At 68.0% G+C, this 21,083-nt stretch carries 23 protein-coding genes; 12 read left to right on the top strand and 11 right to left on the bottom strand.

The features are described 5' to 3' along the window. The first annotated feature begins 7 nt into the window (after positions 1 to 7). The 3 genes from ACTFO6_RS09575 (at position 8) to ACTFO6_RS09565 (ending at position 4,624) form a co-directional block, all read left to right on the top strand. Positions 8 to 397, top strand: a complete 390-nt coding sequence (locus tag ACTFO6_RS09575) for a ribonuclease domain-containing protein (RefSeq protein ID WP_439934230.1) — start codon at positions 8 to 10, stop codon at positions 395 to 397. Continuing rightward, positions 394 to 831: a barstar family protein gene (locus tag ACTFO6_RS09570; RefSeq protein ID WP_439934229.1), complete on the top strand. Its 438-nt coding sequence runs from the start codon at positions 394 to 396 to the stop codon at positions 829 to 831. The genes ACTFO6_RS09575 and ACTFO6_RS09570 overlap by 4 nt, the downstream gene beginning before the upstream one ends. A gap of 97 nt (positions 832 to 928) precedes the next feature. Next, a complete protein-coding gene (locus tag ACTFO6_RS09565) occupies positions 929 to 4,624 on the top strand; it encodes a winged helix-turn-helix transcriptional regulator (RefSeq protein WP_439934228.1) in 3,696 nt (1,231 codons plus the stop codon). A gap of 6 nt (positions 4,625 to 4,630) precedes the next feature. Here ACTFO6_RS09565 and ACTFO6_RS09560 read toward each other — a convergent pair whose 3' ends face one another. The 5 genes from ACTFO6_RS09560 to ACTFO6_RS09540 all read right to left on the bottom strand — a co-directional run bounded on the left by ACTFO6_RS09560 (position 4,631) and on the right by ACTFO6_RS09540 (position 7,957). After that, positions 4,631 to 5,260 carry a YbhB/YbcL family Raf kinase inhibitor-like protein gene (locus ACTFO6_RS09560; protein WP_439934227.1) on the bottom strand — a complete coding sequence of 210 codons (630 nt, stop codon included), beginning with the start codon at positions 5,258 to 5,260 and terminating at the stop codon, positions 4,631 to 4,633. Between the two features lie 16 nt (positions 5,261 to 5,276). Then, the gene (speE, locus tag ACTFO6_RS09555) at positions 5,277 to 6,230 is read right to left on the bottom strand and encodes a polyamine aminopropyltransferase (RefSeq protein ID WP_439934226.1); all 954 of its coding nucleotides are present in this window, start codon (positions 6,228 to 6,230) and stop codon (positions 5,277 to 5,279) included. Positions 6,231 to 6,254: 24 nt separating this feature from the next. After that, positions 6,255 to 6,653: an adenosylmethionine decarboxylase gene (gene speD / locus ACTFO6_RS09550; RefSeq protein ID WP_439934225.1), complete on the bottom strand. Its 399-nt coding sequence runs from the start codon at positions 6,651 to 6,653 to the stop codon at positions 6,255 to 6,257. 166 nt (positions 6,654 to 6,819) lie between these two features. Next, entirely contained in the window at positions 6,820 to 7,275 is a 456-nt protein-coding gene (gene dtd, locus ACTFO6_RS09545) for a D-aminoacyl-tRNA deacylase (RefSeq protein WP_439934224.1), read from the bottom strand. A 40-nt stretch (positions 7,276 to 7,315) separates the two neighbouring features. Continuing rightward, positions 7,316 to 7,957, bottom strand: coding sequence for a tetratricopeptide repeat protein (locus tag ACTFO6_RS09540; RefSeq protein WP_439934223.1), 642 nt, complete (start codon positions 7,955 to 7,957; stop codon positions 7,316 to 7,318). Between the two features lie 150 nt (positions 7,958 to 8,107). Here ACTFO6_RS09540 and ACTFO6_RS09535 point away from each other — a divergent pair, with 150 nt between their 5' ends. Then, complete coding sequence (locus ACTFO6_RS09535) at positions 8,108 to 8,935, top strand: phosphodiesterase (RefSeq protein WP_439934222.1); 828 nt, start codon at positions 8,108 to 8,110, stop codon at positions 8,933 to 8,935. Positions 8,936 to 8,956: 21 nt separating this feature from the next. Here ACTFO6_RS09535 and ACTFO6_RS09530 read toward each other — a convergent pair whose 3' ends face one another. The 3 genes from ACTFO6_RS09530 to ACTFO6_RS09520 all read right to left on the bottom strand — a co-directional run bounded on the left by ACTFO6_RS09530 (position 8,957) and on the right by ACTFO6_RS09520 (position 10,732). Next, entirely contained in the window at positions 8,957 to 9,238 is a 282-nt protein-coding gene (locus tag ACTFO6_RS09530) for a hypothetical protein (protein ID WP_333843773.1), read from the bottom strand. 73 nt (positions 9,239 to 9,311) lie between these two features. Then, positions 9,312 to 10,055 carry a DUF72 domain-containing protein gene (locus ACTFO6_RS09525; RefSeq protein WP_439934221.1) on the bottom strand — a complete coding sequence of 248 codons (744 nt, stop codon included), beginning with the start codon at positions 10,053 to 10,055 and terminating at the stop codon, positions 9,312 to 9,314. Beyond that, complete coding sequence (locus ACTFO6_RS09520) at positions 10,052 to 10,732, bottom strand: hypothetical protein (RefSeq protein WP_439934220.1); 681 nt, start codon at positions 10,730 to 10,732, stop codon at positions 10,052 to 10,054. The genes ACTFO6_RS09525 and ACTFO6_RS09520 overlap by 4 nt, the downstream gene beginning before the upstream one ends. 84 nt (positions 10,733 to 10,816) lie before the next feature. On the opposite strand from ACTFO6_RS09520, the gene ACTFO6_RS09515 reads away from it, so the two are divergent. Further along, positions 10,817 to 11,926, top strand: a complete 1,110-nt coding sequence (locus tag ACTFO6_RS09515; protein WP_439934219.1) for an NAD(P)/FAD-dependent oxidoreductase — start codon at positions 10,817 to 10,819, stop codon at positions 11,924 to 11,926. A gap of 10 nt (positions 11,927 to 11,936) precedes the next feature. Here ACTFO6_RS09515 and ACTFO6_RS09510 read toward each other — a convergent pair whose 3' ends face one another. From ACTFO6_RS09510 to ACTFO6_RS09500, 3 genes are read right to left on the bottom strand one after another with little or no spacing between them, the layout of a single operon-like run. Further along, positions 11,937 to 12,257 carry a hypothetical protein gene (locus ACTFO6_RS09510; RefSeq protein WP_439934218.1) on the bottom strand — a complete coding sequence of 107 codons (321 nt, stop codon included), beginning with the start codon at positions 12,255 to 12,257 and terminating at the stop codon, positions 11,937 to 11,939. Between the two features lie 51 nt (positions 12,258 to 12,308). After that, positions 12,309 to 13,217 carry a patatin-like phospholipase RssA gene (gene rssA, locus ACTFO6_RS09505; RefSeq protein WP_439934217.1) on the bottom strand — a complete coding sequence of 303 codons (909 nt, stop codon included), beginning with the start codon at positions 13,215 to 13,217 and terminating at the stop codon, positions 12,309 to 12,311. Between the two features lie 19 nt (positions 13,218 to 13,236). Further along, complete coding sequence (locus ACTFO6_RS09500) at positions 13,237 to 14,058, bottom strand: alpha/beta hydrolase (RefSeq protein WP_439934294.1); 822 nt, start codon at positions 14,056 to 14,058, stop codon at positions 13,237 to 13,239. Between the two features lie 70 nt (positions 14,059 to 14,128). On the opposite strand from ACTFO6_RS09500, the gene ppa reads away from it, so the two are divergent. From ppa to ACTFO6_RS09465, 7 genes are all read left to right on the top strand, one after another. After that, positions 14,129 to 14,677, top strand: a complete 549-nt coding sequence (gene ppa / locus ACTFO6_RS09495; RefSeq protein WP_439934216.1) for an inorganic diphosphatase — start codon at positions 14,129 to 14,131, stop codon at positions 14,675 to 14,677. Between the two features lie 45 nt (positions 14,678 to 14,722). After that, complete coding sequence (locus ACTFO6_RS09490) at positions 14,723 to 15,238, top strand: metallophosphoesterase family protein (protein WP_439934215.1); 516 nt, start codon at positions 14,723 to 14,725, stop codon at positions 15,236 to 15,238. A gap of 158 nt (positions 15,239 to 15,396) precedes the next feature. Beyond that, on the top strand, positions 15,397 to 16,677 hold the full coding sequence (locus ACTFO6_RS09485) for a CoB--CoM heterodisulfide reductase iron-sulfur subunit A family protein (RefSeq protein ID WP_439934214.1): 1,281 nt from the start codon (positions 15,397 to 15,399) through the stop codon (positions 16,675 to 16,677). A gap of 20 nt (positions 16,678 to 16,697) precedes the next feature. After that, positions 16,698 to 18,920, top strand: coding sequence for a hydrogenase iron-sulfur subunit (locus ACTFO6_RS09480; protein WP_439934213.1), 2,223 nt, complete (start codon positions 16,698 to 16,700; stop codon positions 18,918 to 18,920). Positions 18,921 to 19,007: 87 nt separating this feature from the next. Next, positions 19,008 to 19,631 carry a 4Fe-4S dicluster domain-containing protein gene (locus ACTFO6_RS09475; RefSeq protein ID WP_439934212.1) on the top strand — a complete coding sequence of 208 codons (624 nt, stop codon included), beginning with the start codon at positions 19,008 to 19,010 and terminating at the stop codon, positions 19,629 to 19,631. A gap of 10 nt (positions 19,632 to 19,641) precedes the next feature. Then, the gene (locus ACTFO6_RS09470; protein WP_439934211.1) at positions 19,642 to 20,553 is read left to right on the top strand and encodes a CoB--CoM heterodisulfide reductase iron-sulfur subunit B family protein; all 912 of its coding nucleotides are present in this window, start codon (positions 19,642 to 19,644) and stop codon (positions 20,551 to 20,553) included. Positions 20,554 to 20,774: 221 nt separating this feature from the next. Continuing rightward, the gene (locus ACTFO6_RS09465) at positions 20,775 to 21,080 is read left to right on the top strand and encodes a hypothetical protein (protein ID WP_439934210.1); all 306 of its coding nucleotides are present in this window, start codon (positions 20,775 to 20,777) and stop codon (positions 21,078 to 21,080) included. The last annotated feature ends 3 nt before the right edge of the window (positions 21,081 to 21,083 follow it).

The raw sequence follows: 21,083 nt of genomic DNA, 5'->3' as shown, positions 1-21,083 counted from the left end.
TTCCCCCATGAGACGAAACCGCTTACTCCCCGCCGCCCTCCTCCTGGCGGCGGCGCTGGCGGTACTGGCGGGCCTGGCCGTTCTCGGTCCGGAATGGGGCCCGGCGCGGGAGAACGCTCCCTTTCCCGAGGTGAGCCTCGCCGAGCTTCCCCTCGAGGCCCGGCAGACCCTGGCCCTCATCCGGCAGGGAGGACCCTTTCCCTACGCCAAGGACGGCACGGAATTCCGCAACCGGGAAGGGCGCCTGCCCCCCAACCCCCCCGGCTACTACCGGGAATACACCGTGCCCACGCCCGGGGCGCGGGACCGGGGCGCCCGGCGGATCGTGATGGGAGCCCAGGGGGAGGCGTACTATACCGGCGACCACTACCGCAGCTTCATGCGCATCCGGGAATGAACCCCGCCGATCTGGACCGGGCCGAAGTCTCTGGGGTCTATCGAGTCGCCGACCCCGCTGCCCTGCCCCGGCTGCTCTCCGCCGCCCACGAGCGGGGCTACCGGGTCTGCACCCTGGATCTGGACGGCGTGGCAACCAAGGAGGAGCTCCTCTCCCGCGCCGCCCAGGCGCTCCAGTTCCCCTCCTATTTCGGCGGCAACTGGGACGCCTTTGAGGAGTGCGTGAACGATCTCGCTTGGCTTCCCGCGCGGGGGTACGTGCTGCACGTGATCCGGCCGGAAGGCCTGGCCCGCCAGGCACCCGAGACCTTCACGACCCTGCTCGGCATCCTGCAGGAGGCCGCGGGGCAATGGAAAGCCGCCGGCACCCCCTTTGTCGTCCTGGTGGAGGACGGGGGAAACTTCACTTTCGGCCCGGGGATCAGCCCCATATAATGAGCCGGATACGTGGACCAGGAACGCTTTTCCTCCGTTTCTGCGCCGCACGGGCTTGTAAGGGCGACAACGGAGTTTCCGGGTAGCGGCCTATTCCATGAACTTAAGCACCGTATTCACCAAGAGCGCCAAAGGGGTCATGGAGCTCTCCAGCCGAGCGAGCCGGCTTCCCCGAGACTTGATGAAGGTGCTGAGGCTCGTGGACGGCAAGTCGACGGTGCGTCAGCTCGCCGAGGCCGCGGGCTTAAGCCCCGCGAGCCTGCTGGCGACGATGGAAAAGTTGGAGAAGGAAGGCTACGTCAAGGAGTTCGCCCCCGGCGGCGCGAGCCAGGCCACCAATGCCAGGCCTGGAACCGCCCCGCCGCCGGAAGACGAGGGCGAGTCCCTGGACTTCACCATCATCCTCAATACGGGGCCCCTTAGACCCAGGTCCGCCGAGGCGGACGCGGGCCGCCGCGCCAGAGAAGAAGCGCAACGGCGCGCGAGAGAGGAAGCAGCAGCCCGGGCCCGGGAGGAGGCGGAGCGACGGGCCCGCCTGGAAGAGGAGGCGAAAGCCCGGGAAGAGGCGGCGCGCCAGGCGCGGCTCGCCGCCGAACGGCGCGCCAAAGCCGCGGCCAGCGCTCGGCGGGAGGCGGACGGCGCGGCCCGGGTTCTGGCCGATACCCAGCGCCGCCTGGACCAGGTCGCCACCGCCCTGGCGAAAGCCCGCGCGGAGGCGGATCACCACGGTAAGCATCTCGCCGAGCACAAGGCCAAGAGCGAAGCTCCTGGAACCGGGTCCCAGGGGAAACTGCAGGCCCTCGCCAGCGCCATCGCCGCAGCCCAAGCCAGGGCCCGGGCCCTCTCCACCGCCATCGAGCAGGCTTCCTCCCAGGCCCAGCTCCTGGCCCTGGCGTGCGGGCACGCCGAAGTGCGCCTCGCCGCCCTGGAGCGGGCGTTGGAAGCCGCCGACGAGAAGCAAAAAGCGGAACTCGGCCAGGCGCGGGGCGCGACCGAGGAACAGCTTAAGGACTTGCAGGAGGCCCGCGACACGGCCGATCGGGTGGTCCAGGCCCTGACCCGAGCCCAGGCCGAGGCGCTGGCCGAAGGGAAAACTCTGGCGGAGGCCCGGGCCCGGATCGAAGCCGAGGCGGCCGCCCGGGCCGAGCGCGCGGCAGCCGCCCTCGCCCAAGCCGAGCAGGAGGCGATCGCCCGCGAAGCGGCGCGCCAGGCGGTAGAAAAACAGCGTCCGGAGACGGCTCAAGCCCTGGAGCGGGCCGAGACGCTGGCGCGGGAACTGGCTCCCCTGGCAGCCCGGGCCCAGAGCCGGGACCTGTCCCCGGAAGACCAGGCCCAGGCGGCCGAGGCCGCCGCGACCCAGGCCCGAACCTGGGCCGAGGCCCTGGCTAGCGCCGCTTCTGGGCTGGAGGCCATGATCCCTGCATTGCGCGAGGCCCTCGCCCGGGGACGGAATCAGGCCGCCGCTCTCGAAGAGGCCATTGGAGAGAACGAAGGGGACACCGAGCCCCTCCGAGAGACCCTGCAGCGGGTCCAAGCCGAGACCGCCGCCTTGGACCAGGAACTCACCACCGTGGCCGCCCGGCTCGATGCCCTTCACTGCACCCGCGCCCAGGCGATGGCAGAGACGGAGGCGTTCGCCGATCTCGCCGCCCACGCCCGGGCCGAGGCCGAGCGGTTGGCCCGAGAGGAAGCGGAACGGCAGGCGAGAGAAGAGGCGGAGCGGCAAGCCCGTGCAGCGGCCGAACGCCACGCCCGGGAAGAGGAAGAACGCCAGCGCCGGGAAGAGGCCGAGCGGCTGGCCCGGGAAGAAGCGGAACGAAGGGCGCGGGAAGAAGAGGAGAGCCGGCGCCAGGAGCGGGAGCGCCTCACCCAGGAGGCCGCAGAACGCCAGGCGCGGGAAGCGGCGGAACACCGGGCCCGCGAAGAGGAAGAAAGGCGGCGGGAAGAGACGGAGCGCCTCGCCCGAGAAGAGGCAGAACGACGGGCCCAGGAGGAAGTGCAACGACACACCCGGGAAGCGGCCGAGGGGCAAAGGAGGGAGCAAGCGGAACCCGAGGTCCAGGAGGAAGGGCGCCCTCAGGAAGCGCCGGAGCCCTTCCCCCAGGAAACGGCCGCGCAGGAAAAGGCGAAACCCCAGGCCCAGGAAGAAGATGAACGGCGCTCCCCGCCGAAAGCCGAGCGCGGCGCCCCGGAGGTCTCCCCCTCCGCGACGGAGGACACGGCGGCCCTCGCCGCCCTGGGCATCGAAGTGGTGGACGCCAAGCTGTTCAACCCCGAGACCACCCAGCAACTGCCCAGCGCGGCCCAACTGGAGCGGGAGCTGGAACAGGAGGCCCAGGAGCGAGCCCGCAAACAGCGAGAGGAGGACGAACGCCTGCGGCTGGAGGCGGAGCGCCAGCGCCTGGAAGCCGAGGAACGGGCGCGCCAGGAGGCGTTGTTCCGAGCCCAGGCGGAAGCCGAACGGGCCCTGTGGGCCGAAGCCGAAACCCGCACCCCGTCGGTGCCTTCCACCGTGCCCGCGACTGAAGGGGAATCCGCACCTTTGTCCGCTGGCGAAGCGGTGTCCGCCCCACCCCGGCCCCGCCGCCGGAACGTGGTCCTGGGGCGATGGGTCGGCCTCGGCGTCGCGGTGACGGTAGCGGGCGCCGTAGCCCTCGCCCACGTGCTTCCCTGGGAATTCGCCGTGCCCGCCGCCCAGGCGGTCCTCTCGGCCAGGCTGGGAGAGCCGGTCAGGGTGGAGGAAGTGCACGGAGCCCTCTTCCCCGCGCCCCAACTACGCCTGCAGGGCATCAAGGTGGGCAGAGACGGGGCCCTCACCGCGGAGGCCCTCACCGTGGCGGGGTTCGCCGGGCTGCTCGGCCGCGGCGACGAGATTTCCGCCGTCCGGATCGAAAACGTCGCCTTGAGCGCTGCCGCCCTGGAACGCCTCAAGGCCTGGAACCGGCCGGTGGCCGCCGGCGCCGGGACTGCCCTGGAAAGGATTTCGGCCCGCCAGGTGCGGCTGGAGGGGGCGGGGATGGAAGTCCCGCCCTTCGACGCCGAGCTGTCCTTGGCTTCCGACGGCACGGTGCAGCACATCGCCGTCCGGGCGGTGGATGGAAACTTGAGCGGGGAGATCGTGCCTTCGGGCGGCGGCCTCAAGATCCAGGCCAACGGCCGGGTCTGGAAAGCGCCCCTCGGCGGACCCCTCGTCTTCGAGAACCTGCAGGTCAAGGCCACCGCGGCGCCCGGCCGGCTGGAGGTGGAGCAGTTCGACGCCCTGCTCTACGGCGGCCGCATAGTGGGCAGCGGCGCCCTCGCCTGGAACGGCGTCTGGACGGCACGGGGCGAGGCCGAGCTGGTGAGCGTGGACCTTGCCGCCCTGCTATCTGCCTACTTGGGCGATGCCCCGGTCACCGGCACCCTCAAATCCCGGATGCAGCTCGAGCTCGAGGGGCAGAGCCTGCATAGCCTATTCGACGCGCCCCGGGTGAGGGGCGACTTCGTCGTGGAACGGGGCGCGCTCACCGGCGTGGATCTCTCCAAGGCTCTACGGGGGGACGCCGCCGCATCCTCCCGGGGCGAGACCGCCTTTCAACAGCTCGCCGGTTCCATGGCCCTCGCGGGGAACCGCTACGAATTCCGCAACCTGAGGCTTGCCGCCGGCATCCTGAGCGCGGCCGGCATGCTGGATGTGGCTCCCGACCGCTCCCTTTCGGGGGGCGCCCAGGTGGAGATCCGCTCGGAAACCAATCCGCTGCGCGGCTTCCTAGTGCTAAAAGGCACCGCGACCCAGCCGGTCGCCCGGCCCTAGCCCGGGCTAGAGTTTTACGCTCGGGTTGAGGCTGTAGCGCCCGGTCAGGGTGGCCTTCCCTAGCACGTGCCCCTCGATCGCCCGCAGCACGTCCGGCCCCCGGAACACGCCTTCCACCGGGCAGCGGTCCACGTCCAGGGCATACAGGGTGAAGACGTAGTGATGGACCCGGGTGTCGTTCCACGGAGGGCACGGTCCGTCGTAGCCGAAGTACTGCCCCTCCATGTCCTTGTCGCCGGCGAACCAGGCCGTGTAGTCGTTTAACCCCTGGCGCGTTCCTCGCGGGCCTTCCGGGCCCTTCTTGCCCCGAGGCGTGACCCCATCGGAGAACTCGCCCTTGGCGATGGGCGCGGCATCCGGTTTCAGGTCTACCAGCACCCAGTGAAAGAAATCCACCCGGGGCAGATCGGCCGGGATGACGCGCCCCTCCTTGTTCACGTCGTCGGGCTTGGAGGGCACGTCGTAGTCGTGGCAGATGAGCACGAGGGAGCGGGTGCCCGCAGGCAGATCGCTCCAGGAAAGATCGGGATTCTTGTTGCCGCCCAGCTTGACGTGGCTCGTCGGGTCGGGCGCGCAGAAAGCGCATTCGGCAGGGATCTTCTGCTGATCGGCAAAGCTTTGGCTGCTGAGCTTCACGGCATCATCCTCCCGGTCAAGAGACGCGCGGCACCAGGTCGTATTTAAATGTGGGGTCCCCCACCTCGTCAACGAGGAGGGAATCCGTGGTGATCAGCGACGCCGGTTCCGCCAGGAGCCGGCGCACGAAGTTGGGAAGCGCGAATCCGGCCCGGTAGACGGCGCCGTTCACGTACTGCAAGTCCTTGAGCTTCCGCTCGGCGATCCTCTTTTCCACCTCGGCCTCGGAGAGGGCGAGGGGGTCCACCGCCTCGGAGGCGGTCGCCATGCCCCACCAGGCGCAATAGATCGGCACGTACACCAGGTAAGGTCGCACGAGGGGGAAGACCGCCCTCAGGGTCGCCACGATGCGCTGGTACGCCCGAGGCCGGGTGATCGGCGACTCCACGTGCAGGGTCAGTACCCCGCCGGGATTCAGGATGCGCTTGCAGGATTCGTAGAACTCCCGGGTATAGAGCTGCACCGAGGGGCCCAGCGGATCGGTGAGGTCCAGGGCCACCAGGTCGAAGCGCTCGTCCGTGCGCTCGACGAAGGCCTTGCCGTCGCCGATCATCACGCTCAAGCGCGGGTCGTCGAAGGCGCCCCGATGCACCTTTTCCAGGTATTGCCTGGAAGCCTGCACCACGCCCCGGTCCAGCTCCGCCATCACCACCCGTTGCATGGTGGGATACTTGAGCAGCTCCTCCGACGAGCCCCCGTCGCCGCCGCCGATCACCAGGGCGGAAGCGGGCCCGGAATGGGCAAGAGCGCCCACGTGCACCAGGTTCTCGTGGTAGAAGAACTCGTCGCGCTCGGTGGTCATCATGACCTTGTCGAGCAGCAGCATGCGCCCGAACATGGGCGTGTCCACCACTTCCAGGTCCTGGTATTCGGTGCGGAAACGGGCGATGGTCTCGGTCACCCGCACCGCGCAACCGTAATCGGGATTGAGCAGCTCGATGTGGAACCGCCCCTGGACTTTCTCGGTCATGGCGTATCGACGCGGCTAGCGGCCTTATTCGCGCTCCACCGAGCGCACGCGGGGCTCGTCCGGACGGAACGTGTCCACCAGCGCGTCGAACAGCTTGTGCGCCTTGTGGCGGTTGTCGCTGGTGTAGTTGCACACGAACACGTCCACCGTGACGTAGCGCTTTTCGGGCCAAGTATGGACGGAGAGATGGGATTCGGCGAGCACCACCATGCCGGTCACGCCGCCGTCGGTGCCGAACTGGTGGAAATAATCGCCGACCGGGGTCAGGCCGGCTTCCGCCACCAACCTCAAGCAGTGCTCCCGCAGCAGATCGGCGCTGAAGAAGTACCGATCCTCCCCTTTGCAACCGTACAGGTCGCCGAGCAGATGCAGGCCTTTCGGTCGTGGCTCCGGCTCGAGCGCCTTTGCTGCTGCAAGCCCCATAGCACCCTCCTTCAGTACACAAGTAGAACCGTTTCACGGGCGCAGGCGACGCCTTTGCCCCCCCATGGAACAGCTTTACCCGCCTCCCGTAAGGTGGTTGGCAGCAAAGCGGAAAGCGGAGCATTTTAGCAAAATCGCGCGGGGATTCAATAGAAACGGACGCGTCTCAGCCGTTCTCTTGCGCCGCAGCGCGAAGCCAGAAGGTGACCGGCCCGTCGTTGACCAAGTGCACCTGCATGGCGGCGCCGAAACGGCCGGCGGCCACCCGGGGATGGACCGCGCGAGCGCGCGCGAGCAGGTAACCGAACAGCCGCTTCGCCTCCTCGGGTAGCGCGGCCGGCGTGAAGCTCGCCCGGGTGCCCTTGCGGGTGTCCGCCGCCAGGGTGAACTGGGGCACCAGCAGGAGCCCGCCCCCCACGTCGGCGAGACTCCGGTTCATGCGTCCTTCCCCGTCGGGAAACACCCGGAAGCCGAGCAGACGCTCAAGCAGCCGGTCGGCCTGGGCTTCGGCGTCGCCCCGCTCCACGGCGACGAACACCGCGAGCCCGGGGCCGATCTCGCCCACGGTCTGTCCGTCCACCATCACGCGGGCCGAGCTCACCCGCTGCAGCAATCCGATCACGTTCCGGACTCCGGCGCGACGGAATTCCCCGTCCGGCCTCTTACCAGCCGGAAGTCATGCGGCGCGGGCTCCAGTTCTCGACCGCGATCTTTAGCTCCTCCACCGCGCCGGCCCCCAGCGCCTGCGCCGCCCGCTCCTGGATCTGCGCCGCCTTGTCCTTTTCCTCCTTCGGGAGGAGGAACTGGGTGAGGGCCAGGGACGCCCAGAAATAGGCTTCCCGCATGTCCACCGGTGCGCCATCCGAGGCGTAGATCTCGGCGAGCTGAACCTGGGCCTGGCCGTGGCCCTGCTCCGCGGCGCGCAGCAGCCACTTCACCGCGGTCTCCACGTCGGGCTGCGTCCCCTTGCCTTCCAGGTACATCATGCCGGCGGCATACTGGGCCTCGGGCACTCCCAGCTTGAACCAGTTGCGGGCGAGCCACGGTTCGCCCGCCCATTTGAACAGCTTGAGCGCTCTGGGCGGATCGGGTTCGACGCCTTCCCGCCCGTCCCGCAGGATCAGCCCCAGCTCGTAGGCGGCGAGCACGTTGCCCCAGTTAACGGCCCTCTCCAGCCGCCTGACCACCTCCTGCGGCGTCGGCTGGGAGAGGGCGCGCTGCACCTCTTCCTCAAGCACTTGTTGGGCCAGCGCCGCCGGGACGACGAGCAGCGCCGCCATCGCGATCAAAAGCCTTTTCATCATGAGATAGCTCCTCCTCCTGGATAGGAAACCGCGAAAACAACCGCCCTACTGCCTGTTCGACCGCAAGAGGGGCGCCCTGTTCTGCAGGCCGCTGACAACGCCGCCACCGCGGATATACCATGAGCTTTTCGACTGCCGCCCCGTTTGCCCATGCTCATCGCCCAGGTTAGCGACTTGCACGTGGGCCGCCCCGGCGAACGCGTGGGCGGCCGGGTGGACACGGCCGATTGCCTGCGCCGCTGCGTCGCCCGGCTCAACCGGCTCACCCCGCGTCCGGACCTGGTGGCGTTGACGGGGGATCTGGTGAACGCGGGCGATCCCGAGGAGTACCGACACCTGCGTTCCCTGCTCGAACCTTTGGAGCTGCGCTGGGTGCTGATTCCCGGAAACCACGACCACCGCGGCGCGCTGCGGGCTGCGTTCAAGGATCACGCCCACCTGGGACGGGATCCCGATTTCATCCACTACGTGATCGACGATTTCCCGGTGCGCCTGGTGTTCGCCGACACCCTGGACCCGGGGCGGGAGGAAGGGCGCCTGGACGCGGCCCGGCTCGCCTGGCTGGAGGCGCGCTTCCAGGAAGCGCCCAACACGCCCACTATGCTCTTTATGCACCATCCGCCCTTCGCCAGCGGGCTGGACGCCATGGACCGGACGGGTTGCGCGGGAGCGGAAGCGCTGGCGGCGCTCCTGCAACGCAATCCCCAGGTAGAGCGGGTGTGCTGCGGGCACCTGCACCGCCCGGTCTTTGTGCGCTGGGCAGGCACCTGCGGTTGCGTCGCGCCGAGCTGCGCCCATCAGCTCGCCTTGGACTTGCGGCCCGGCGCATCAACGGGCTTCGTGTTGGAGCCGCCGGCCTTTCTGCTGCACCTGTGGCGTCCCGGGGTGGGCCTTGCGACCCACCTCTGCTTGGTGGACCCTTTTCCCGGACCGTATCCCTTTTCTATGAGCCTCCGGTCAATGGTTGACGAACCATAGACCGCTCTCGCGGGCGTCGGGCTAGTGGTCCTCGAGACGGGTGAAGGTGTCCTCGGCCGGCTCCCCCGTCTCCGGTTCGATCCAACCCGAAATCCCCAGCTCGGCTTCCACCTCCTCCAGGCTCTCGGGCGTCTCCATGTCCGCGTCGGCGTTGTATTCCATGTCCCGGATGGCCTCCAGCAGCGTGGGGAACGGACCGAACACTTCCTCCGTTTCCTTGTCCTGCCAGTAAAAGCCGTCCGGGCGCTCGATGATGCGGGTCTTGTCGTAATCCGGCGGGGTTTCGGGGATCGGCGCCTTCATGGGATCCTCCTCGACCTGTTCTCAAGGCGAGTACCGTTATCAAAGCACCAGCGCCGCTCAATTGCAACCCTGATCAGTGCTGCGCCGCGTCCGCGAGACGCGCGGCGAGGGCCAGCGCGTCCCGGGGGGCGGCCCCCGCATCCGTGTTGTCGAAATAGACGTGCACCGTCCGCCCCTCGCCGAGCCAGGCGGCGATGCGGGCCGCCCAGGCATCCAGCGCCCGGGGCGCGTAGCGCGACGCGTAGGTGCGCGTGTGGCCATGCAGCCGCACGTAGATGAGCTCGGCGGTCACCGCTTCCCACATGGGCCAGTCGGCGGCGTCCGACAGGCAGTTGGCCACCCGGTGGCTGGCCAAGAGCTCCGCCACGTCGTCCCGAAACCACGAGGCATGGCGAAACTCCACCGCGTGCCGCGCCTCCCCCCAGCAGTCGATGGCCGCCAGGAAATCTTCCAGCCGCCGCTTCTCCCAGGGCAGGGAGGAAGGCAACTGCCACAGCACCACGGAAAGCTTGGATCCGAGGGCGCGCAGGTTCCGGCGCTGGCGCTCCAGGGACTGGGGGGGAAAGGCGAGCCGTTTCACGTGGGTGAGATAGCGGTGCGCCTTGACGCAGAAGCGGAACGCTTCCGGCGTCTCGTCCCTCCAGGCGGCGTAGGTGGCCGGGCGGATCTCGTGGTAAAAAGAAGCGTTCACCTCCACCGCGCCGAAGCGCCTGGCGTAATGGGCCAGCCAGGCCCGCCGGGGCACGCCCCGGTAGAACCCCGTGGCCCAAGCGGCGTAGTTCCAGCCGCTGGTGCCCACGTACAGCCGCCCGCTCACCGGGCCCTCCTCGCCGGGGCCCGGGAGCCCGCCGCCTGGAGCAGCCCGTGGGCCTCGCCCGTGGCCCGCAGCCGGGCGCATTGCGCAGGCGTGAGCTCCCGATTCTCGGGAGCGGTTTCGTCCCGCATGAGATTGCCGGGCAGATCCACGTGCTCGCCGCTGTCCATGAGCACGTGGGCGAGCTCGTGGGCCAGGGCGATGCCCGGGTCCCGGATCCCTTCGGTGATCCACACCGTGTCCTGCAGCTCTGGCCGTCCCTGGCTGTTGGCGCGGCCGATGGCCTCGGCGTCGAAGGCGATCCGCTGGCGGGTATCCCGGACGAAGTAGACCGTGGGCTTGGGATAGCCGAGCCGCCGGGCGAGCTCCCGCGAGGCGGGCACGTGAAAGTCCTGGTAGCGCTCCGGCACCTCCACCCGATGCAGGGCGATTCTCGGGATCGCCACGCCGCACTGGGCTAGGACGGCGGCGGCGGTCTCGGCGGCCTGGGCGATGCGTGCCTGGTTCCAGCGGCTGCCGGCCAGGTGGACGAAGGTGGGCTCCAGGACCAGCACCGGCTCGCGGCCCGGGAGCGGGATCCCGGAAGAGCGAGGATAGAGCACGGCGGTGCCCAGCCAGCGGGGCTCGTCTCCGGCCCCGGGGGCGGCCCAAGGGAGGCAGAGGGCAATCGCCAGGCTCATCGACGCGATGCCGCGCGCGGCCCGGCCGTAAGTGGCGCGCGCTCGATTCATGTTCGGTTAATATACGGCGCGGCGGAAGGCGGAATGGCGGAAAGCATCGATTGCGCGGTGATCGGCGCGGGCGTCGTCGGCCTGGCGGTCGCCCGGGCCCTCGCCTTGGCGGGCCGGGAGGTCGTCGTGCTGGAGGCGGCCGGCGCCGTCGGCACCCAGACCAGCTCGCGCAACTCGGAAGTGATCCACGCCGGAATCTATTATCCGTCCGGCAGCCTCAAGGCCCGGCTCTGCGTGGAAGGGCGGGAGCGGCTCTACCGTTTCTGCGCCGAGCGCGGCGTGCCCCACCGGCGCCTCGGCAAGCTGATCGTCGCCACCCGGGATTCGGAGGTGGAGACGCTGGAGCGCTATCGCGCCAACGCCCTGGCGAACGGGGTCCAGGACCTGGAATGGCTGGACGTTCGAGGGGTCGCGCGGCTCGAGCCCGCGGTGCGCTGCGTCGCCGCCCTCCATTCCCCGTCCACCGGCATCCTGGACAGCCACGCCTACATGCAGGCCCTGCAGGGGGAGGCCGAGCACCACGGCGCGGTGATCGCCCTGCGCAACCCGGTGCGCTCGGGTCGCGTGTTGCCCTCGGGCATCGGGCTGGAAGTGGAGAGCGGCGGCGAGGCGGTGACGCTCACGTGCCGGGCGGTGGTGAACTGCGCGGGGCTCACGGCCCCCCGGGTGGCCCGCTCCATCGAGGGTATGCCCCTTGAGCGCGTACCGCGGGAGTGCTACGCCAAGGGCCATTACTTCGTCCTCAAGGGCCGCTCCCCCTTTGATCGCCTCATCTATCCGGTGCCGGAGCCCGGGGGGCTGGGCGTGCACGTGACCCTGGACCTGGGCGGCCAGGCGCGCTTCGGCCCCGATGTGGAGTGGGTCGATGCCATCGACTACGGCTTCGACGCGAGCCGGGCCCGGCGCTTCTTTGAGGCCATTCGCCGCTACTACCCGGCGCTGCCGGAGGATGCCCTCCTGCCCGGCTACACCGGGATCCGGCCCAAGATCGCGGGTCCCGGAGAACCGGCGGCGGATTTCCTCATCCAGGGCCCCGAAACCCACGGTGTGCCGGGCCTGGTCCACCTGTTCGGCATCGAGTCGCCGGGACTCACGGCCTCGCTAGCCATCGCCGAGCGGGTGGCGGCCGCGATCGCCCAGTAGCGCAGAAACCTCAATAGCCCACGCTCCCGCCCGCCACGTCCACGGTTACGTGGGGCCGGCCGAAGAGGACCGCGACGGCGCGCGCCAGCTCTCGGGCCCAGGCGGAGTTGCGCTTGAACTCCTCCGGGCCGGCCGACCTGGCGAGGAACAACACCTTGTCCGCGGCCAGGGCCTTGCCCACCGGGTTGAAGCCCTCGTCGCCCCCTTTGGCGAGCTCCCCGTCCAGCCAGCGATGGGCGGCTTCCGCCGTGAGCCCCGCCGTCTCCGCCTCGTGGACGCGCAAGCGGTACTCCTCGCCCTCGCCGAAACGCACCGTGACGTTCTGGATCATGGGGTTTCCACCTCCCGATGGGGATTGTAGCCTGGAGCGATCCGGCGCGCGTCAGGTGTCACCCTCGGTGATCTCCCGCAAGCGGGGGAGGACCTGCTCCGCCGCGCGCCGCCCCGCCGCCATGGCTTCCTCCCCCCGGTGGAACTCCATGAGCCCGATGTGGGCCAGCCGCGGGGCGATCATCAGGTCGGCGGGCTCTCCCGCCAGGCGGCTGCGGGTGATGCGCACCTGCATGATGTTGATGCTGGAGGCGATCACCTCCAGCATGGACGGGCCGGCCTCGGGGCTGCCGGCGGGCATGAAGTCCAGTGCCGCCAGGCTTTCCCGGATGCGCTGGAGCCAGGAGTCCGGCTCGGCCCTGGCGGCCGCGCCGGGGCGCGGCCGCCGCAGGTGCCGGCCCAGGAGGTCGGCGTTCAGGTCCACCGCGATCACGATGTCCGCCCCCATGGCCCGGCACAGGGAGACGGGCACCGGGTTCACCAGGCCCCCGTCCACCAGGATGCGGCCGTCGCGTTGCACCGGCGTGAACAGCCCCGGAAGGGCGATGGAAGCCCGCACTGCATCCATCACCCGGCCCTCCCGCAGCCACACTTCGTTGCCGGTTTCCAGGTCGGTGGCCACCGCCCCGTAGGCCCGGGGGAGATCCGCGATGTCGGCGTCGGCGAAGTTTTCGCGGAAGAATTCCACCAGGCGCTCGCCTTTGATCAGCCCGCCCACCAGGCTCACGTCCAGAAAGCCCACCACCGTCTGCCAGGTGAGGCCGCCGACCCAAGCGGCCAGATGGTCGAGCTCTCCTTCCACATAGGCCGCGGCCACCAGCGCGCCGATGGAGGTTCCGCACACCACCTCCGGCTCCACGCCCGCCCCCTCTAGGGCCCGGATCACGCCGATGTGGCTCCAGCCCCGGGCCGAGCCGCTGCCCAGAGCGAGGCCGATCTTGGGTTTGCGCGGACTGCTCATGGAATATCCCCGCGGCACGTTACCGGTGCGCCTGCGCCCTGTCTAGGAACTCCCCGAGGGCACGCTGCCACTCGGGCCGGACGAAGAAGAAAGCCTCGTTGTGACCGCCTGTCAGCTCGAGAAAACGCTTCGGTTCGGGCGCCGCGGCGTACAGCCGCTCGCCGTGGCGAAACGGCACGATCTCGTCTTCCCGGCTGTGGGCCACCAGCACCGGGCAAGAGACCGCCTTCAGGTAATCTTCCGTCGGATAGCGGATACGGGCAAGCCACTTGACCGGAAGCCACGGGTAGACGTCCTGGCCCAATTCGGGCACCGAGACGAAGCCCGAGTGAATCACCAGCGCCAGGGGCCGGGTGCGGGCGGCGAGCCAGGCCGCCACGGCCGCGCCCAGGGATTCGCCGAAGAGCACCACGTCCCCGGGGGCCACGCCCCGCTCCGCCGTGAGGTGGCGCCAGGCCGTCAGGGCGTCCAGGTAGGTGCCCTCCTCCGAAGGCTCGCCCTCGCTCCGGCCGTAGCCCCGGTAGTCGACGATCAGGGTGGCGTACCCCAGCCGGGCGAACATGGCCAGGGAGTCCAGCCGGTGGGAGAGGTTGCCGGCGTTGCCGTGGAAGAACAGCACCACACCCCGGGGTTCGGGCACCGGCACGTACCAGGCGTGCAAGCGCAGGCCGTCGTCGGTGCGCAGGGTCAGCTCCTCGTAGGGCAGGCCCCGGTCCCGGGGCGTGGCGAGAAGCTCTCGCCCCACCTCGGGGAAATACACGAGCTTCGCCTGGGCGAAGTAGGCCACGGCGACCAGGGCGCCGTATCCCGCCGCCAGCAGGAGCAGGATCTGCAGCAACATTCTCACCCAGGCAACTCAAGCGCTCCCGCTATAATAAGCGGGTTCGCCCGAGCCCTCGAGGAGGTCCGCAATGAATCTCGACCGGGTGCCGTCCGGCCGCGATCTGCCCAACGATTTCAACGTCATCATCGAGATCCCGATGCACGGAGCCCCCATCAAATACGAAGTGGACAAGGAAACCGGCGCCATGTTCGTGGACCGCTTCCTCGCCACCGCCATGCACTACCCGTGCAATTACGGCTACATCCCCCACACCCTGGCGGAGGACGGCGATCCCGTGGACGTGCTGGTGGTTAGCCCCATCGCCGTCATCCCCGGGGCGGTGGTGCGCTGCCGGCCCATCGGCATGCTCAAGATGGAGGACGAGGCGGGCGAGGACGCGAAGCTCCTGGCGGTGCCCATCGACCAGCTCTCGGGCATGTACCGGGACATCGAGACGCCCCGGGACCTGCCCGACTTCACCTTGTCCCAGATCAGCCACTTCTTCGAGCACTACAAGGACCTGGAGCCGGGCAAGTGGGTCAAGGTCCGGGGATGGGTCGGCCCGGAGGAGGCGAAGGCCGAGATCCTGGACGGGGTCAAGCGTTACAACGCGGCGAAGAAAAAGCCGGCCTTCTGAGAGGCCGCGAGCGAGCCCCGCCTCAGGCTCGGAGCGCCCGCACCGATGAAGATCTGCATCGTCTCCGACAGCCACGACCGCTCGGAGCCGCTCGCCGCCGCGGTCTCCGCAGCCAAGAAGGAAGGCGCCGCAGCGGTGATCCATTGCGGCGACGTGATCGGCCCCCACACGCTGCGGGCCCTGCTGCCAATCGGGCTTCCGGTGCATGTGATCCATGGCAACAACCTAGGGGACCCGCTCGCTATGATGCGTCTTGCCGCGACCTCTGGGGGCCTCCTTCATTACCACGGCACGGATGCCCGGCTGGATCTCGCGGGGCGCCGGGTGTTCGTGGTGCACTATCCGGATTACGGCCTGGCGATGGCCACCACCGGGGAGTGGGATCTCGTGTGCTGCGGCCACAGCCACCAGGCCGAAATCCGCCGCGTCCGCAATGTCAAAGGCGATCACACCCTGCTGGTGAACCCGGGCACGGTGGCCGGCATCGGCGCCCCCGCCACCTACGCTTTCGGCGATTTGAACCGCCTCGAGTTCGCCATCCGGCCACTCCCCCGCGGCTGATCGTCCCGTCTTCCCGCCATCCCCACCGGAAACCGGGCAGCTCTTATCGGCGCATAAGAATTTTGAATCCGATTTGCGTCCGGCGTCCGTGCGGACGTCCATCCGGCTGGAGTAGAATCGATCGCGGTTGGACACAAGCATAACGGCGGAGGAATAGGATGACAGCCACCATCGCCACCCAGCAGGCTATCGTGGTCGTCGGCGGGGGCATCAGCGGCATGACCGCGGCGCTGGAAGCCGCGGAGTGCGGCAAGGACGTCGTGCTGGTGGAGAAGAGCCCTATGCTGGGCGGCCGCACCGCGCTCCTCTACCGCTATTTCCCCAAACTCTGTCACCCCACTTGCGGGCTGGAAATCAACCTGCGTCGCCTCAAGGCCAACCCCAAAATCCGCGTCTTGACGCTGGCCGAGGTCACCGGCATCTCGGGCAAACGCGGCGATTACACGGTCACGGTGAAACTCTCGCCGCGCTACGTGAACGAAAATTGCACCGCCTGCGGCGCCTGTGCGGAGGCGGTGGAGACGGAAATCCCCAACCCGTACAACTACAACCTGAACACGATCAAGGCGGCGTACCTGCCTTTCGCCATGGCCTATCCCCTGCGCTACGTGCTGGACCCTTCCATCATCGGCACGCCCGATGCGGAGCGGGCCAAGGCCGCCTGTAAGTACAACGCCATCGACCTGGATCAGAAAGAGGAGATCGTCGAACTCAAGGCCGGCGCTGTCATCTGGGCCACTGGCTGGAAACCCTATGACGCGGCCAAGATCCAGCCGTACGGTTACGACCGTTTTCCCAACGTGATCACCAGCGTAGAGTTCGAACGGCTGGCGGATCCCCACGGGCCCACGGGCGGCAAGATCCTGCGGCCTTCCGACGGCCGGGAGGCGAAGAACATCGCCTTCATCCAGTGCGCCGGCTCCCGGGACGAGAACCACCTGCGCCACTGCTCGCGCATCTGTTGCATGGCCTCCCTCAAGCAGACCCAGTACGTGCGCGAGGCCTACGGGGACGAGGGTCGCTCCACCATCTACTACATCGACATCCGCGCCATCGACCGTCTGGAGGACTTCTACCAGAAGGTCCAGAAGGATCCGACGGTGAGGTTCGTGAAGTCCAAAGTCGCTCGGATCACCGAAGAGAAAAACGGCGATCTAGTGCTGCACGGCGTGGACACCGAGGGCTACCACCGCTACGCCAATACCCATGACTTGGTCGTGCTGGCGATCGGCATGGAGCCGAGCGTGCCTGCCAGCCTGATTCCCGCGGAAGTAGTCGCCGACTCCAGCGGCTTTATCGAAGCGTCGGCGAGCGGCGGCATCTTCGGCGCCGGCTGCGCCACCAATGCTTTGGACGTGAACCGGGCGGTGCAGAGCGCCACCGCGGCGGCGTTGCGGGCGATCCAGGTGATCAATCAGGCCGCTCGGGCTGAAGCATAGGACGGCGGGAGGCAAGTGCAATGTCGGAGATGAAGGCCGCTGCGTACATCTGCCGGGGCTGTGGCATCGGCGAGCGGGTGGATACCGCTCAGATGGCCAAGATCGCGCAGAAAGAAGGCAAGATGCAGTTGGTGCGGGAGCACGACTTCCTGTGTTCCGCCGAGGGCGTCAAGGTGATCCGGGACAATATCGAGAAAGAAGGCGTCACCCACCTCGTGATCGCTGCCTGCTCGCGACGGGCGAAGACGGAAGCGTTCCACTTCCCAACCGTAGCCGTGGCCCGGGCCAACATCCGCGAAGGCGTCATCTGGAGCCAGCCCGAGGGCGAGGACCAGCGCGAGGTCAGGCAGGAGATGGCCGACGACTACGTGCGCATGGCCTGCGCGGAGGTGAAGAAAATGAAACAGCCGGCCGGCAACCCCCACGTCGGGCAATCGAAGCGGCTGCTGGTGGTGGGCGGCGGCGTCTCCGGCATGACCGCGGCGCTGGGAGCCTCCAAGGCCGGCTACTCGGTGACCCTGGTGGAAAAGAGCGGCGCCCTGGGCGGTTGGGCGGCGCGGCTGTGGAAGCGGGTGCCCGATCGGGAACCTTACCGGGACCCGATAGACACCGGAGTGCAGCAGCTTATCGAGTCCATCCAGCAGGATCCCAATATTGAAGTGCGTTTGAACTCGGTGGTCGCCTCCACCAGCGGCGCACCGGGCAGGTTCACGGTGGAGATCGCCTCGGAAAGCGGCGCCGCGGTCAAGAAGGAGTTCGGCGCCATCGTCCAGGCGACGGGCTTCACCGCCTACGATATCGCCAAGCTACCCCACCTGGGCGGCGGCAACAGCCCCAACGTGGTAGACCAGGCCGGGCTCGAGAAGCTGGCGCAGGAGGCGGCGAAAAACGGCCAGCCCATCCGCCGCCCGTCCGACGGGGCGGAGGTGAAAACGGTCGTCTTCATTCAGTGTGCTGGTCAACGCGACGATACGGGCAAGCACCTGCCTTACTGCTCCGGCCATTGCTGCGCCACCAGCATCAAGCAGGCCATGTACTTCAAGGATGCCAACCCGGATGTGGACACGGTGGTGATCTACACCGACCTGCGTGTGCCTGGCAACGGGGAGGACTTCTACCGCAGTGGCCAGTCCAAGGGCGTCACCTTCGCCAAAGGCAAGGTGAGGGAAGTGGAAGTGAGCGGCGAGCGCTGTAGGGTCAAGTTCCACGACCTGATCCTGGACGACAAGAACGCCCAGGTGGACGCGGACCTGGTGGTGCTGGCCACGGGCCAGGTGCCGGTGTCCGGGGTCGACAGCGAAAAGCAAGGCGAGGTACCGGAGGCGCAGCGCAAGGCCGTCTCGGTGCTCAACTTGAACTACCGCCAGGGGCCGGATCTGCCCCAGCTCAAGTACGGCTTCACCGATTCCCACTTCATCTGTTTTCCCTACGAGACGCGCCGCACCGGCATCTACGCCGCCGGCCCGGTGCGCCGGCCCATGGACATCCCCCAGGCGGTGGAGGACGCCACCGGGGCGGCGCTCAAGGCCATCCAGGCCATGGAGAACGCGGCCCTCGGGCGCGCCGCCCATCCCCGTTCCGGCGATCTCTCGTACCCCATCGTGCGGCTCGACGGCTGCACCCAGTGCAAGCGCTGCACCGTGGAGTGCCCCTTCGGCGCCATCGACGAGGACGAAAAGCGCTACCCGGTGTTCAACGAGAGCCGCTGCCGGCGCTGTGGCACGTGCATGGGCGCCTGTCCGGTACGGGTGATCTCCTTCGAGAACTATTCGGTGGACACGGTGGGCGCCCAGATCAAAGCGGTGGACATCCCCGACGAGTTCTCTGAGAAGCCGCGCATCCTGGTGCTGGCCTGCGAGAACGACGCCTACCCGGCGCTGGACATGGCGGGCATGAGCCGCCACCACTACAGTGCGTTCGTGCGGGTGATCCCGGTGCGCTGCCTGGGTTCGGTCAACACCATCTGGGTGACCGACGCCTTGAACGCCGGCTATGACGGAGTGATGCTCATGGGCTGCAAGCACGGCGACGACTACCAGTGCCATTTCGTGAAGGGCTCGGAGCTCGCCAACTACCGCATGAGCAAGATCGACGACACGCTGAAACAACTTGCCCTGGAAACCGAGCGGGTGGCGAGCTACGAGGTCGCCATCACCGACATTGCCCGCGTGCCGCAACTCATCAATGACTATGTGGCCAAGATCAACGAAATCGGTCTCTCCCCGATGAAGGGGTTCGGCTGAGCCGGCCGATGGGGAATGCATCAGGGTGAAGGGCAAGGGGTGCGCTAAGCGGCCTCCCGCTTTCGGCCACCCGCGGAGGAGCATGGTATGGGCGACCTGAACATCGAGGCCATCGAACGCTACCGCAACAACTTCCTGAAGGAAGTGGAAGAGCGAGTCGAGGAAGGCCATTGGGTCAAGATGTGCATGCAGTGCGGGGTCTGTTCGGGATCCTGTCCGTTCGGGCCCCATTGGGCCCACCCGCCCCAGGAGATCTTCATGCTCATTCGGGCGGGCAAACGCGAGGAGGTTCTGACCTCCGACTCCATGTGGATGTGTACCTCCTGTTACAACTGCGTGGTGCGCTGCCCACGGCAGCTTCCCATCACCCAGATCATGCACGGGCTCGCCACCTACGCCCACCGGCTGGGCCTCGCCCCCAAGAACCAGCCCACGCGCAAGTTTTCCGTCCAGTTCTGGGAGAATTGCATCAAGACCGGCCGGGTGAACGAGCTGAAGCTCACCCTGGGGCTGTATTTCAGCGACGGCCTCGTCGCCGGCGTCAAGAAAGCCTGGGCCCTGCGCCACATCGGTCTCGGTCTGCTGCGCGCCAAGCGGCTGAACCCGTTGGAGCTGATCAAGGGCCACGAGTGCAAGGACAAGAAGGGCATCCACGCGATGCTCAAGAAGGCGTACGAGATCGAGAATCGCAGGAAGGGATTTACCAGTTGAGGAGGCCGCCATGGCGAAAAAGGAATACGCGTTCTATCCAGGTTGCTCCTCCCAGTTGCGGGCCTCGGCGTCGAACTACATGGTGTCGGTCAACGCCATGTGCAAGGTGCTGGACGTGAAGCTGACCGAGATCCCCGACTGGAACTGCTGCGGCGCCTCCATCGGCTACGCCGGCTCGGGCGAGCTAGCGCGCCACGTGCTGAACGCCCGCAACTTCGCCCTGTCGGAGCAGCACCTGCCGGGCCAGGACATCGTGGCCACCTGCGCCGCCTGCTGGCTGGGGGCGCGGGAGACGAAGGAGAAGCTCGCCGCGTCCAGCACCCTCCTCGCCGACACCCAGGAGGCGCTGAAGGAAGCGGGCCTCAGCTACAAGGGCGAGGCCGAGATCCGCCACATGGTGGAAGTCTTGATCGAGGATTTCGGCTATGAGGCGCTGGGGAAGCCCGTGGTGAAGCCCCTGGAAGGCCTCAAGTTCGCCGGCTACGTGGGCTGCCAGACCAACCGCCCCTTCGGCATCGCCGGCGAGTCGTTCGAAAATCCCATGTACTTGGATAAGTTGGTGGAAACGTTGGGCGGCGAAGCCTTGACCGACTACGATCAGAAGGTGACCTGCTGCGGCGGGGCCCTCGCCTTCTCCGAGCCGGAGAAGAGCCAGAAGCAAATCAAGGACATCGTAGAGTCGGCCTACGACCACGGGGCCGACATGATCGTCACCCCCTGTCCCCTGTGCCAGGCCAACGTAGAGATCTACCAATCGGAGATCAACAAGCGCTACGGCACCAAGTTCAACATGCCGGTCACCTATTATAGCCAGCTCATGACGGTGGCCTACGGGGGCGGGATCAAGGAGGCCGGCCTCGACGGTCAGGTCATTCGAGCGAAGAAGCTGGAGGAGATCGCGGTCAAGGTGGTGAAGAAGTAGGTCGAGGCCTTCCCGGCCCGCTCCCGCGCCGGGCCGCGGTCTCCGTTTCCCCTTTCTGCCCGGGGCAGAAAGGGGCTGGATCGTTCTCCTCCCCTTCAGGGGGAGGAGGAAGAGGTGGGGGTGGGTTCCCGCGGTCTCCGTGTCGCTGGCCTGCCTCTCCGGTCAGTCGTCCGAGCGAAGAAGCTCGAGGAAATCGCGGTGAAGGTGGTGAAGAAGTAGCCATGGAGTCCCCGCGCACCCTGGAAGCCTATATCGCCCTGGTGGCCGAGGCCATCGAGGAGGCGGATGACTTTCTCGCTTGCATCGACGACGCCGATCCCGAGGAGAACTGGGAGCGCTATCGCCCGCCCATGGAGCGTATCCTGGCGGGGCTGCGGCGACTGCTGGCCGGCCTCGAGGGGGGAACCTGCCGGCCTCCCGGCGCCGATTCGCCGCCCTTCTTCGACGACATCGACGCCCTGGCCGCCGACGTGCCCATCCGCCCCATGCTGCGGGAGGTGGTCCGGGTCTACCGCGAGGGCTTCTGACGG

Source organism: Pelomicrobium sp. G1, assembly GCF_051905455.1.
Classification (GTDB): domain Bacteria; phylum Pseudomonadota; class Gammaproteobacteria; order Burkholderiales; family UBA6910; genus Pelomicrobium.
Note: the sequence above shows the minus strand (reverse complement) of the source record. Positions and strands in the feature narration are given on the sequence as shown.